Source organism: Paraburkholderia xenovorans (assembly GCF_046030735.1).
Lineage (GTDB): Bacteria > Pseudomonadota > Gammaproteobacteria > Burkholderiales > Burkholderiaceae > Paraburkholderia > Paraburkholderia xenovorans_A.
Map to the genome: position 1 here is coordinate 50739 of NZ_JAQQBV010000031.1, position 13180 is coordinate 63918.

Consider the following 13180-nt stretch of genomic DNA (forward strand, 5'->3'; position numbering starts at 1 on the left):
CGAAGCGCTACTTTTTGTCCAGACGCTGCGAAGAAGCAGCAATGCTTCAAAGCGTGGGCAGCAATTCCGGCGGATGCGACTTCAATGTTTGTCGCGCCTCGCGGAACTCCGGAAAAATCGATTCGACCGTTTGCCAGAAACGCGGACTGTGGTTCATCTCGCGCAGATGAGCGAGTTCGTGCGCGACCACGTAGTCGATGATCGACAGCGGAAAGTGGATCAACCGCCAGTTCAGACGGATCTTGCCGTCGCTCGAACAACTGCCCCAGCGTGTCGCCGCTGATGAAAGCGCATACGCGCGATAGTTGACGCCGAGCTTCTCCGCGTAGATCGCGAGACGTTCGCCGAACAGGCGCTTCGCTTCACCTTGCAACCAGCCCTGCACGCGGTCTTTGATCTGCTGCGGATCTGCTTGCAGCGGCAGCGGCAATTGCAACGCCGCTTCTTCCGCGTTGAACGCCAGCATGCCTTGCGGCGAGCCGAGCGTCACGCGCACCGGATGACCGAGATACGGGACTTCGGCGCCGTCTTTCCAATCGACTTTCGGCAGCGCGCGTTGTTCGACGCGTGTCTGCCATTCAATCAGCTTGGTAAAAATCCAGCGCTGCTTTTCGGTGATCGCCGTTTCGATATCGGCAAGCGTGACCCAGCGTGGTGCGGTGATCATCAAGCCGGTGCTGTCGATTGCAAAACCGATCGAGCGGCGCGCCGAACGCTTGAGCACATAGTGCAGCGTGCGCGAACCGATGGTCAGGCTGCGCAGCTTGCTGCCGTCGGGCGCGAGCGGCACGGCCGGAGGCTGGCCGCTTTGCGAGCCGGCCAACGGCGCGGACGGTGACGGGGACGACGACGTCGACCCCGGCTCGGCGAAGAGCGGGAGATCGAGTTGCCGGTTTTCGAGCGCCGCAGCGGGCTGCGACGTAGGAGACTTCTGCATCGGATTCGGCTTCGCGCAATTACGCCTTCGAGGGCGTGGGCGCGTCAGATTGGTGCGGCGGCGGAGGAACTATCCGCCGCGCGGTACGCGGTAGGATCGATACGGCGCATTTCAGCTTCGATCCACTGTTCGACGCGCGTGTTCACTTCATCGGGCGTGAGCCCCGTCGTGTCGATTGGCTTGCCGATCGACACTGTGACTATACCCGCATATTTGAGAAACGAGTTGCGCGGCCACACGCGTCCAGCGTTGTGCGCGATCGGTACGACCGGTGCGCCGCTGGCGATCGCAAAGCGCGGGCCGCCGGTTTTGTACTTGCCCTGCTTGCCGGTCGGCGTGCGCGTGCCTTCGGGAAACATGATGACCCACGCGCCTTCCGCCATACGCGCCTTGCCTTGCTTGATGACGGAATCGAACGCGTACTTGCCTTCTTTACGATCGATGTGAACCATCTTCAGCATGCCGAGCGCCCAGCCGAAAAACGGCACGTACAGCAATTCGCGCTTGAACACGTAGCACAGCGGCCGCGGCATCAACGCGGGAAACGCGAGCGTTTCCCACGCCGATTGATGCTTCGACAACAGCACGGCGGGACCGTCGGGCAGGTTCTCGAAGCCTTCGATGTTGTAGCGGATGCCGTTCAGCCAGCGCACCGTGTGAAGCGTTGCGCGGCACCAGCCGGCGGCCATCCAGTAGCGGTTGTCGGCGCGCATGAACGGGAACGCGATGAAGCACGCGGTTGCGTACGGCACCGTGAAGAGCACGAAGTAGATCAGCAGCAGCAGGGAACGAATGAAGCGCATCGGCGTGGTCGGTGAGGGTTGGGGACGCGCGCGGCGCGCGTCACTCTTGGGCGGCGGAGAGGAAGTCGAGCGCGAACGCGCGCAGATCGTCGTGCACGCGCGTGCCTTCGGGCAGGCCGCCCGCTTCGAGCGTTTTGCGGCCTTTGCCGGTCAACACCAGATGAGTCGGATGGCCGAGCACCGCGCCTGCTTGCAGGTCGCGCATTGCGTCGCCGACGACCGGCGTATCTTCCGGATCGACTTCGAAACGCTCGGCGATCATCTTCAGCATGCCGGGCTTCGGCTTGCGGCATTCGCAGTGATCTTCGGCCGTGTGCGGGCAGAAGAATACCGCGTCGATCCGGCCGCCGACCGCCGCCGCCATCCGATGCATTTTCAGATGCATCGCATTGAGCGCGTTCATGTCGAACAGACCGCGGCCGATGCCCGACTGGTTCGTCGCGATCGCCACACGATAGCCGGCCTGGTTCAGGCGCGCGATCGCTTCGAGCGCGCCCGGCAGCGCGACCCATTCGTCCGGCGACTTGATGAACGCGTCGGAATCGACGTTGATCACGCCGTCGCGGTCGAGGATCACCACTTTTTTGGTCGGCATGGCGGCGGGCTCAGGCGGCGAGTCGGGAAATGTCGGCGACGCAATTCATCTGCTGATGCAGTGCGCCGAGCAAGGCCAGACGGTTGGCTTTCAACGCGGGATCGTCGGCGTTGACCATCACATCGTTGAAGAACGTATCGACCGGTTCACGCAACGCGGCGAGCGCGGTCAGCGCGCCGGTGTAGTCGCGTGCGGCGAGTTGCGTTTGCACGCGCGGCGCAACCTGCTCCAGTTGCGCGTGCAACGCTTTTTCCGCCGCTTCGATCAGCAGCGTGACCTGCACGCCGCCGGTCGTCGGGCTGTCCGACTTCTTCAGGATGTTCGAAATCCGCTTGTTCGCCGCCGCGAGCGAAGCCGCTTCCGGCAGCGCCGCGAACTCGCGTACGGCATCCAGACGCGCGACGATGTCGTCGAGACGTGTCGGGTTCAGCGCCAGCACCGCGTCGATTTCACCCGGTGCGTAGCCGCGTTCGCGCAGCAAGCCGCGCAGACGGTCCATGCTGAATTCGTAAATGGCTTGCGTCGAATCGGCGACGTTCGGCACCGCGGCGAACGTCGCGTAGGCGGTGCGCAGCAGTTCGACGAAGTCCACCGGCAATTGCTTCTCGACCAGAATCCGCAGCACGCCGAGCGCGTGACGACGCAGCGCGAACGGGTCTTTCTCGCCAGTGGGTTGCAGGCCGATGCCCCAGATGCCGACCAGCGTTTCGAGCTTGTCGGCCAGCGCGACGACCGTGCCGGTTGCGGTGGTGGGCAGCGCATCGCCCGAGAAACGCGGCTGATAGTGTTCCGAGCAGGCGAGCGCGACTTCTTCCGGCTCGCCGTCGTGGCGCGCGTAGTACGTGCCCATCGTGCCTTGCAGTTCGGGGAATTCGCCGACCATGTCGGTGATCAGATCGGCCTTGGCGAGACGCGCCGCGCGCTTCGCGAGCGTGGCATCCGCGCCGGTCAGTCCGGCGATCGCGCCGGACAGCGCCTCGACGCGTTCGACGCGTTGCAGCGCCGACCCCAGCTTGTTGTGATACACGACGTTCGCGAGCAACGGCACGCGCTCGGCGAGCGGCTTCTTCTTGTCCTGCTCGAAGAAGAACTTCGCGTCGGCCAGACGCGGACGCACCACGCGTTCATTACCTTCGACGATATCGCCCGGCGTAGCCGTTTCGATATTCGACACGATCAGAAAGCGCGAGCGCAGCTTGCCGTTCGCATCGGTCAGCGCGAAGTACTTCTGGTTCGTTTGCATCGTGAGGATCAGGCATTCCTGCGGCACTTGCAGGAATTCGTCCTCGAAACGGCACGCGTACACCACCGGCCATTCGACCAGCGACGTCACTTCGTCCAGCAGCGCTTCCGGCATCACGACCTGATCGCCGTCGGCTTGCGCGAGCAGGTGCGTGCGGATCGTTGCCTTGCGGTCGGCGAAATTCGGCACGACGCGGCCTTTATGCATCAGCGTGTCCGCGTAGGTATCCGCGTGCTGGATCTGCACGAAGCCTTCGGACAGGAAGCGGTGGCCGAGCGTGGTGTCGTCTGCGTCGATGCCGAGCGCCGTGACCGGCACGACCTGGTCGCCGTGCAGCGTGGTGAGGCGCTGCACCGGACGTACGAACTGCACGTTGGTGCCGTCCGGACGCTGATACGTCATCACCTTCGGGATCGGCAGTTTCGTCAGCGTTTCGTCGAGCGCGGCCTGCAAGCCGTCGGCGAGCGTGGCGCCCGGTGCCGCGTAGCGCAGGAAGAAGGCTTCGGCCTTGCCGTCCTGCGCGCGCTCCAGGTCGCTCACCGAGAAATCGGGAAAGCCGAGCGCGGCCAGTTTCTTCGCGAGCGGCGCGGTGGGTTGACCGTCTTTATCGAGCGCGACCGACACCGGCAGCACTTTTTCGCGCACCTGTTTTTCCGGCGCGACCGAACGCACGTTCTTGATGGTGACCACGAGGCGACGCGGCGTGGCATACCGTTCGAACGACAGCTCGCCTTCGATCAGGTCGCGCGCCGCGAGGCGCTGCGCAATGCCTTCGGCGAATGCGTCGCCGAGACGGGCCAGCGCTTTCGGCGGCAGTTCTTCGGTCAGCAGTTCGACGAGCAGGGTAGCTTGGTGGGATTGAGTCATTTCTTCGTGTTCTCGTCAGTCCGGATCGATCTTGCGTTCGACTTTCAGCGGCGGCGCCCATGCGGGCATTGCGGCATCTTGCGCGTCGGTGGTGAGGCCGGGCACGCCGTGCACCGGATTGCCGAGCATCGGGAAACCGAGCTTCTCGCGCGAGTCGTAGTAAGCCTGCGCGACCAGACGCGACAGCGCGCGAATCCGGCCGATGTACGCCGCGCGCTCCGTGACCGAAATGGCGCCGCGTGCGTCGAGCAGGTTGAACGTATGGCCGGCCTTCAACACCAGCTCATACGCGGGCAGCGCGATTTGCGCTTCGATCATGCGTTTGGCTTCAGCTTCGTAGCTGTTGAAGAACGTGAACAGCAGATCGACGTTCGCGTGCTCGAAGTTGTAAGTGGACTGTTCGACTTCGTTCTGGTGATACACGTCGCCATAAGTCAGGCGACGGATTTCCGGCCCGTTCGGACCTTGCTCTTCCCACTCGGTCCAGACGAGGTCGTACACGTTCTCGACCTTCTGCAGATACATCGCGAGACGTTCGAGACCGTAGGTGATTTCGCCGAGCACCGGCTTGCAATCCAGACCGCCCACTTGCTGGAAGTACGTGAACTGGGTCACTTCCATCCCGTTCAGCCACACTTCCCAGCCGAGACCCCACGCGCCGAGCGTGGGATTTTCCCAGTCGTCTTCGACGAAGCGCACGTCGTTCTGCTTCAGATCGAAGCCGAGCGCTTCGAGCGAGCCGAGGTACAGATCGAGGATGTTTTCCGGCGCCGGCTTCAGCACGACCTGGTACTGGTAGTAATGCTGCAGGCGGTTCGGGTTCTCGCCGTAACGGCCGTCTTTCGGACGGCGCGACGGTTGCACGTACGCCGCGCGCCACGGTTCCGGACCGATTGCACGCAGGAAGGTGTGGACGTGGGACGTGCCCGCGCCGACTTCCATGTCGATCGGCTGGAGCAACGCGCAACCCTGTTTGTCCCAGTAGGACTGCAAGGTCAGGATGATTTGCTGAAACGTGAGCATGAAGTGCCTTTCGGGCATGGGGCCGCGCCCGGAAGCGCCGAAGCGCGCGGGCTGGCCGTGGAGCGAAGTGCTAAACCGTAGATTTTAACGGAAAGGGAGGGGGGTGTCCGTTTTGGCGGGGGACTGGGCATGGCAGCGGGGCGAATGTAAAGATTGGTTATAATTCGCGCGCTTAGCCTGTCCGGTTGATCCTCTCAAAAAACAGGTGATTTACATTGTTTCCGCCGTTAGACAAACGGCGCGGGTTTGACGGCCCGCCGAGTTCGACCGCACTGCCCGCGAAAGTGGGTGGTGCTCACCAACGCGCGTCTTTTCTATGGGCGGGCCATGGTGAGGGAGCCGCGAGGCTCGCCGGTTTTGGTCTAGCTCCCGGTCCGTCAACCTTGCTATGTGCCCGCTCACCCTTTCTTCAAGCGAGTGTCGGGCGATTCAGGAACCAACCGGAAATCGCGCCATGAGCAAAATCACGAAAAAGCAGCAGCCTGCAACACGCCCCCCCGTTGACGCGCTTCAGTACGAAAAGCTCGCCTTATCGGCGCACAATCTGTGCGACCGTCAGTTGGACCAACTCAGAAGACTGGCCACGCTTGCGGCTTCAATCCGCAGGAGTCCCTCCCTGACAAGGGCGGAACGACAAAGTCAGAAAGCGCTGTTGGAACTGCTGGTTGAAACTGCCGAGGGCTATGAGCAAGAGGTTGAGTGCGACCGCGAGCTTTACCAGGTGATCGCCCTCAATGCGAAGGGCGTGCCTCATAGCCGTATCACGGCCCGATGTGCTGCGAAGCTTCTGTCCGAAGCAGCAGAGGTGGAAGTGGGCAACGAACGGAGCGCGAAGCTGGCCGGCGCTGGTCGACACACTTCAATGCACGTGAAGGTTCCGCTGTGCGATAAAGCAGACGCACGACCCGAGACCGTTGCGCATTAATCGGCGTTAATGCCGCCACGTGATGGTAATGAAAAAGGCGCGAGGACTTCGCGCCTTTTTCGTTCAACCGATCGGCACAGCAACTGGCCGTCGTCATAATCAGTTAAGTCGCCGCCAACTCCACCTTCGGCGCGAACGAATCGCTTTGCGCGAGCGGCCAGTATTTCTCGAACAGCGTGTAGCGATAATTGCCCTTCAGCAAATCGTTCGGCTCCAGATACTTCAGCAATTCCGACATCAACTGCACCTCATGCGACGACACGCGCCGCACGATGTGATGCGCGCGCAACTCGGCCGGATGCTTGAGCCCCGCGGCCTGAATGATTTCCTTCAGCGCATGCAGCGTGTTGTGATGGAAGTTGAACACGCGATCGGCCTTGTCCGGCACCACCAGCGCGCGCTGACGCACCGGGTCCTGCGTTGCGACGCCGGTCGGACAGCGCCCCGTGTGGCACGTCTGCGCCTGAATGCAACCCACCGCGAACATGAAGCCGCGCGCCGCGTTGACCCAATCCGCGCCGATCGCGAGGGTTCGGGTGATGTCGAACGCCGTGATCATCTTGCCGCTCGCGCCGATCCGAATCCGCTGACGCAAACCGATCCCGACCAGCGTGTTGTGCACCAGCAGCAGTCCTTCCTGCAACGGCACGCCGACGTGATCCGTGAATTCGAGCGGCGCCGCGCCGGTCCCGCCTTCCGCACCGTCGACGACGATGAAGTCCGGCAGAATCCCCGTCTCGAGCATCGCTTTCGCGATGCCGAAGAATTCCCACGGATGCCCGATGCACAGCTTGAAGCCGGTCGGCTTGCCGCCGGACAGCGTGCGCAGCCGGTCGACGAATTCGAGCAACCCGCGCGGCGTCGAAAACTCCGAGTGCGTGGCCGGCGAAATGCAATCGCGGCCCATAGGCACGCCGCGCGTTTCGGCGATCTCCGGCGTGATCTTCGCGGCCGGCAGCACGCCGCCGTGCCCCGGTTTCGCACCCTGCGAGAGCTTCACTTCGATCATTTTCACTTGCGGCTCGGCGGCCTGCTTCGCGAATTTTTCCGCGCTGAAGGTGCCGTCGTCGTTACGGCAGCCGAAGTAGCCCGACGCGATTTCCCAGATGATGTCGCCGCCATGTTCGCGGTGATATTTCGACATCGAACCTTCGCCGGTGTCGTGCGCGAAATTGCCTTTCTTCGCGCCGAGGTTCAGCGCCATGATCGCGTTGGCCGACAGCGAGCCGAAGCTCATCGCCGACACGTTGAAGATCGACATCGAGTAAGGCTGCTCGCGGTCGGGTCCGACCACGACGCGGAAGTCGTGGTTGTCGAGCGTGGTCGGCGCGAGCGAGTGGCTGATCCACTCGTGCGCGACCGCTTTCACGTCGAGTTCGGTGCCGTACGGGCGGCTGTCGACGTCGTTCTTCGCGCGCTGATAGACGATGCTGCGTTGCGCGCGAGAGAACGGTTTTTCGTCGGTATCGTCTTCGACGAAATACTGGCGGATCTCCGGCCGGATGAATTCGAACAGGAAGCGGAAGTGCCCCCACAACGGATAGTTGCGCAGGATCGCATGGCGTTGCTGCGCGAGATCGAACAGGCCGAGCGCGACGAGCGCCACCGGCACGACGAGCCAGAACCACGAAAGGTGATGCGTCGCGGCGAGCGCGGCACAGACTGCGAGCAGCGCAAGCGCGCACCACATCGCGAGGTAACGTCGAGAAAGCATGGGGACTCCAGTGCAGTGAAGATCGTCACGGCGGGATCGTCCACGCTGTCGGCGCAGACGGCATCCACCGCGAAGGAAAACGAACGCCTGCTTTTTTATGGTGAAACGAATCTCAACGCGCGCTCAGCAAAGCTGCCGTTTGCGGCTGACGCACCGGCGGCTGGCCGGTCACCGCATGTTCGATGATGCCGCCGCCGAGGCACACGTCGCCATCGTAGAGCACCGCCGATTGCCCCGGTGTGACAGCCCACTGCGCGGTGTCGAAAGTCAGCTCGAACAGGCCTTGATCCCGACCTTGACCTTGACTTTGACCTTGCCCGACGCCGGCCGCGCTGAACGTGCACGGCGCGTCCGCTTGCCGGTAGCGGGTCTTCGCGCCGCACGCGAAGCCGTCCACCGGCGGCTCGCCAGCCACCCAGCTCGTGTTCCCCGCAGAGAGCGTGTGGCTGAGCAGCCACGCATGGTCGTGGCCTTGCGCGACATACAGCGTGTTCGATGCAATGTCTTTACCGGCGACGAACCACGGTTCACCGCTGCCTTCCTTGCTGCCGCCTAGCCCGATGCCTTTGCGCTGACCGAACGTGTAGAACGCGAGCCCGATATGTTCGCCGACCACTTTGCCGTCGGTGGTTTTCATCGGGCCTGGTTTCGTCGGCAGATAACGGTTCAGGAAGTCGCGGAACGGCCGTTCGCCGATAAAGCAGATGCCGGTCGAATCTTTCTTCTTCGCATTCGGCAACGCGATCTGTTCGGCGATTTCGCGTACTTTGGTTTTCGGAATCTCGCCGAGCGGAAACAGCGTTTTCGACAGTTGCGCCTGGTTCAGCCGATGCAGGAAGTACGACTGGTCTTTCGTGTGATCGAATGCCTTCAGCAGTTCGAAGCGGCCGTTGTTCTCGCGCACGCGTGCATAGTGGCCGGTCGCGATGGTTTCCGCGCCGAGCGACATCGCGTGATCGAGGAAGGCCTTGAACTTGATCTCGGCGTTGCACAGCACGTCTGGATTCGGCGTGCGGCCCGCCGAGTATTCGCGCAGGAATTCGGCGAACACGCGGTCTTTGTATTCGGCGGCGAAATTGACCGCTTCGACGTCGATGCCGATCAGGTCCGCCACCGAGACGACGTCGATCCAGTCCTGGCGTGTGGAGCAGTACTCGCTGTCGTCGTCGTCTTCCCAGTTTTTCATGAACAGGCCGACCACGTCGTAGCCTTGTTCCTTCAGCAGCCACGCGGTCACCGACGAATCGACGCCGCCCGACATGCCTACTACGACTTTTTGCTTGCTCATAAGATACTCACTGGGTACTGCGTCATTTCGTTGGACCGTTCATTGGCGCTGGGCCGCTCCTTTGGGCCCGACCGAATGCGTGTGCACGAAGTCGAGCGGGAAACGGCGGCCGGCGAGGTAATCGTCGATGCATTGCATGACGAGCGGTGTGCGATGCCGTTCGGGACACGCGCGCAATTCGTCGGCGTTCATCCATACCGTGCGGACGATGTCGGGATCGAGCGCGCGGCTCGCATCCGGTTCGCCGACGCTGCCGCAATAGGCAAAGCGCAGATACGTGTCGCCTGCGCTGCCGACGCGGTCGAAGTGCGTCATATACATGCCCACCAGCGCGTCGGGCGTGAACGGATACGCGGTTTCTTCGAGCGTTTCACGAAGCGCCGCTTCCAGCAGCGTTTCGCCCGCGTCGAGATGGCCGGCCGGCTGATTCAGCCGCAGCCCCGCGGATGTGTGTTCCTCGACCATCAGGAAGCGTCCGTCGCGTTCGACGATGGCAGCGACCGTCACGTGCGGCGCCCAGGTTTCCGGTTTCATGGGTGCGCATTTTACCGGTTATGGGCGGGCGTTGCCCGGAGGCGGGCGATCGGCTGCGAGGGCGTCGCGGCGTCCGTGGTCGACGCGTTCGCCAACGTGTTGACGCGCCCCCGTGCGCCGGGCAACCCCGGATTGTCCCCGATTTCGGCGCACCCCCCTGTATCGGTTACAGTGACGCGTTAGCCGTTGCAATCGCAAGCCGGCGTGCCTCGTCGGCGCATCTGTCGTAAAAACAGGAAGTCGAGGAGGAACAACGATGCACATCGGAGTGCCAGCTGAGACGCGCGCGCACGAAACCCGCGTCGCCGCGACGCCCGAAACGGTCAGGAAGTATGTGACCCAGGGCCACCGGGTCACGATCCAGAGCGGCGCCGGCACCGGCGCGAGCTTTACTGACGAAGCGTTCGCAGCCGCCGGCGCGGAACTCGTCGACGCGGCCACCGCGTTCGGCGCGGAGCTCGTCCTCAAGGTTCAGTCGCCGACCGATACCGAGTTGCCGCTGCTCAAACGCGGCGCGACGCTGGTCGGCATGCTCGATCCGTTTAATACAGAAAACTCATCAAAGCTGGCGGCGGCAGGCATTACTGCGTTCGCTCTGGAAGCCGCGCCGCGCACCACGCGCGCGCAGAGCCTCGATGTGTTGAGCTCGCAGGCGAACATCGCCGGCTACAAAGCGGTTTTATTGGCCGCCACGCTTTATCCGCGCTTCATGCCGATGCTGATGACCGCCGCCGGCACCGTGAAAGCGGCGCGCGTGCTGATTCTCGGCGCGGGCGTGGCCGGTTTGCAGGCGATCGCGACAGCGAAGCGTCTCGGTGCAGTAATCGAAGCGTCCGACGTGCGTCCTGCTGTGAAGGAGCAGATCGAATCGCTCGGCGCCAAATTCCTCGACGTGCCGTACGAAACGGACGAAGAGCGCGAAGCCGCGCAAGGTGTAGGCGGCTACGCACGGCCGATGCCGCCTTCGTGGCTCACGCGTCAATCGGCGCTGGTCCATGAGCGCGCGAAGCAGGCGGACGTGGTGATCTCCACCGCGTTGATTCCCGGCCGCGCCGCGCCGACGCTGATCTCGGTCGACACCGTGCAGGCGATGAAACCGGGCTCCGTGCTGGTGGACCTCGCGGCAGGACGCGGCGCCGACTATGAAGGGCGGCGCGGCGGCAACTGTCCGCTCACCGAAGCGGACCAGGTGGTGATCAAGCATGGCGTGACGATCGTCGGCTATACGAACCTGGCCTCGATGGTGCCCGCCGACGCGTCGTCGCTGTACGCACGCAACCTGCTCGATTTCCTCAAGCTGATCGTCACGAAAGAAGGCGCACTGAACATCGATCTCGCGGACGACATCGTCGCGGCCACGCTGCTGGCCCGTGACGGCGAAGTCGCACGCAAGACCTGAAGCGAATCAATAAATACATAGGAGAACGGCGATGGAAGTCATCAACCACACCGTCATCAATCTGATCATCTTCGTGCTGGCGATTTACGTCGGCTACCACGTGGTCTGGAATGTCACGCCCGCGCTGCACACGCCGCTGATGGCCGTGACCAACGCGATTTCGGCGATCGTGATCGTCGGCGCGATGCTTGCGGCAGGTCTCACCGTCGGCGACACCGGCAAGTTCTTCGGCACGCTGGCCGTCGCGCTCGCGGCGGTGAACGTGTTCGGCGGATTCCTGGTGACGAGGCGAATGCTGGAGATGTTCAGGAAGAAAGAGCCGAAGAAGCTGATCGCGGACAAGACGGCCAAGGAGAACGCGTAATGAGTCTGAACGTCGTCACGCTGCTTTATCTGGTTGCGTCGGTCTGTTTCATTCAGGCGCTCAAGGGGCTGTCCAATCCGAAGACCGCGCGCATCGGCAATACCTTCGGGATGGCCGGGATGGCGATCGCGATCCTCACGACGATCGCGCTGATCGTCAAGCAGGCCAACGGGCTCGGCTCGAATCTCGGTCTGGGTCTCGGGCTGCTGCTGGTCGCGCTGGTGGTCGGCGGTGCGGTCGGCGCATTCGTCGCCGCGCGCGTCGAGATGACCAAGATGCCGGAACTGGTCGCGGCCATGCACTCGCTGATCGGTCTTGCCGCCGTGTGTATCGCGTATGCGGTGGTGTCGGAGCCGTCCGCGTTCGGGCTGATCGATCCCGACAACACGGCGCCGGGCTTCCTGCCGTACGGCAATCGCGTCGAACTGTTCATCGGCACGTTCGTCGGCGCGATTACGTTCTCCGGGTCGGTGATCGCGTTCGGCAAGCTGTCGGGCAAGTACAAGTTCCGGCTGTTCCAGGGCGCGCCGGTCGTCTATGCCGGGCAGCATCTGATCAACCTGCTGCTCGCGCTCGGGATGATCGGCTTCGGCGTGATCTTCTTTCTCACGCAATCGTGGCTGCCGTTCATCATCATGACGATCATCGCGTTCGTGCTCGGCGTGCTGATCATCATCCCGATCGGCGGCGCGGATATGCCGGTGGTCGTGTCGATGCTGAACTCGTATTCGGGCTGGGCGGCGGCGGGGATCGGCTTCTCGCTGAACAATCCGATGCTGATCATCGCGGGTTCGCTGGTCGGCTCGTCCGGTGCGATCCTGTCGTACATCATGTGCCGCGCGATGAACCGTTCGTTCTTCAACGTGATTCTCGGCGGCTTCGGCAACGACGCGGGCGCGGCGGTGGCGGGCGGCTCGGCCGAGCAGCGTCCGGTGAAAGCGGGTTCTGCCGATGACGCTTCGTTCATGCTCGGCAATGCTGAAACCGTGGTGATCGTGCCGGGTTACGGCCTTGCGGTGGCGCGTGCCCAGCATGCGTTGAAGGAACTCACCGACAAGCTGGTGGAGAAGGGCATCGAGGTGAAGTACGCGATTCATCCGGTGGCCGGCCGGATGCCTGGCCATATGAACGTGCTGCTCGCGGAAGCCGAGGTGCCGTACGACATGGTGTTCGAGATGGACGACATCAACGGCGAGTTCGGTCAGGTCGACGTGGTGCTGGTGCTCGGCGCGAACGACGTGGTGAATCCGGCCGCGAAGAACGATCCGAAGTCGCCGATCGCGGGCATGCCGATCATCGAGGCGTACAAGGCGCGCACGGTGATCGTGAACAAGCGTTCGATGGCAGCGGGTTATGCCGGTCTCGACAACGACCTGTTCTACATGGACAAGACGATGATGGTGTTCGGCGACGCGAAGAAGGTGATCGAGGATATGGTGAAGGCGGTGGAGTAGGGGCGCTCACTAGTGCTTATTGCTTATTGCTGCT

At 62.9% G+C, this 13180-nt stretch carries 12 protein-coding genes; 4 read left to right on the forward strand and 8 right to left on the reverse strand.

The window, feature by feature from the left end:
* Positions 1–46: 46 nt before the first annotated feature.
* Genes PQQ51_RS26005 through glyQ form a run of 5 tightly spaced genes read right to left on the reverse strand, consistent with a single transcriptional unit; the run spans position 47 to position 5468 of the window.
* Positions 47–937, reverse strand: a complete 891-nt coding sequence (locus tag PQQ51_RS26005) for a M48 family metallopeptidase (protein WP_408499802.1) — start codon at positions 935–937, stop codon at positions 47–49.
* Positions 938–981: 44 nt separating this feature from the next.
* The gene (locus PQQ51_RS26010) at positions 982–1740 is read right to left on the reverse strand and encodes a lysophospholipid acyltransferase family protein (protein ID WP_408499803.1); all 759 of its coding nucleotides are present in this window, start codon (positions 1738–1740) and stop codon (positions 982–984) included.
* Between the two features lie 40 nt (positions 1741–1780).
* Entirely contained in the window at positions 1781–2335 is a 555-nt protein-coding gene (gene gmhB / locus PQQ51_RS26015) for a D-glycero-beta-D-manno-heptose 1,7-bisphosphate 7-phosphatase (protein ID WP_408499804.1), read from the reverse strand.
* A 10-nt stretch (positions 2336–2345) separates the two neighbouring features.
* Complete coding sequence (gene glyS / locus PQQ51_RS26020; protein WP_408499805.1) at positions 2346–4445, reverse strand: glycine--tRNA ligase subunit beta; 2100 nt, start codon at positions 4443–4445, stop codon at positions 2346–2348.
* A 15-nt stretch (positions 4446–4460) separates the two neighbouring features.
* Positions 4461–5468 (reverse strand): glycine--tRNA ligase subunit alpha, encoded by a 1008-nt coding sequence (gene glyQ, locus PQQ51_RS26025; protein WP_408499841.1) that lies wholly within the window; start codon positions 5466–5468, stop codon positions 4461–4463.
* 454 nt (positions 5469–5922) lie between these two features.
* Between glyQ and PQQ51_RS26030 the strand changes: the two genes are divergently transcribed.
* Positions 5923–6393 carry a hypothetical protein gene (locus tag PQQ51_RS26030; RefSeq protein WP_408499806.1) on the forward strand — a complete coding sequence of 157 codons (471 nt, stop codon included), beginning with the start codon at positions 5923–5925 and terminating at the stop codon, positions 6391–6393.
* Between the two features lie 103 nt (positions 6394–6496).
* Here the strand turns inward: PQQ51_RS26030 and PQQ51_RS26035 are convergent, their stop codons facing one another.
* The 3 genes from PQQ51_RS26035 to PQQ51_RS26045 all read right to left on the reverse strand — a co-directional run bounded on the left by PQQ51_RS26035 (position 6497) and on the right by PQQ51_RS26045 (position 9929).
* On the reverse strand, positions 6497–8107 hold the full coding sequence (locus PQQ51_RS26035; RefSeq protein ID WP_408499807.1) for an FMN-binding glutamate synthase family protein: 1611 nt from the start codon (positions 8105–8107) through the stop codon (positions 6497–6499).
* A 112-nt stretch (positions 8108–8219) separates the two neighbouring features.
* Positions 8220–9395 (reverse strand): tRNA 2-thiouridine(34) synthase MnmA, encoded by a 1176-nt coding sequence (mnmA, locus tag PQQ51_RS26040; RefSeq protein WP_408499808.1) that lies wholly within the window; start codon positions 9393–9395, stop codon positions 8220–8222.
* A gap of 39 nt (positions 9396–9434) precedes the next feature.
* On the reverse strand, positions 9435–9929 hold the full coding sequence (locus tag PQQ51_RS26045) for an NUDIX hydrolase (protein ID WP_408499810.1): 495 nt from the start codon (positions 9927–9929) through the stop codon (positions 9435–9437).
* 256 nt (positions 9930–10185) lie between these two features.
* On the opposite strand from PQQ51_RS26045, the gene PQQ51_RS26050 reads away from it, so the two are divergent.
* From PQQ51_RS26050 to PQQ51_RS26060, 3 genes are read left to right on the forward strand one after another with little or no spacing between them, the layout of a single operon-like run.
* Complete coding sequence (locus PQQ51_RS26050) at positions 10186–11328, forward strand: Re/Si-specific NAD(P)(+) transhydrogenase subunit alpha (protein WP_408499811.1); 1143 nt, start codon at positions 10186–10188, stop codon at positions 11326–11328.
* Positions 11329–11359: 31 nt separating this feature from the next.
* Positions 11360–11692 (forward strand): NAD(P) transhydrogenase subunit alpha part 2, encoded by a 333-nt coding sequence (locus PQQ51_RS26055; protein WP_028198874.1) that lies wholly within the window; start codon positions 11360–11362, stop codon positions 11690–11692.
* Complete coding sequence (locus tag PQQ51_RS26060; RefSeq protein WP_408499812.1) at positions 11692–13146, forward strand: NAD(P)(+) transhydrogenase (Re/Si-specific) subunit beta; 1455 nt, start codon at positions 11692–11694, stop codon at positions 13144–13146. The genes PQQ51_RS26055 and PQQ51_RS26060 overlap by 1 nt, the downstream gene beginning before the upstream one ends.
* Positions 13147–13180 lie beyond the last annotated feature (34 nt).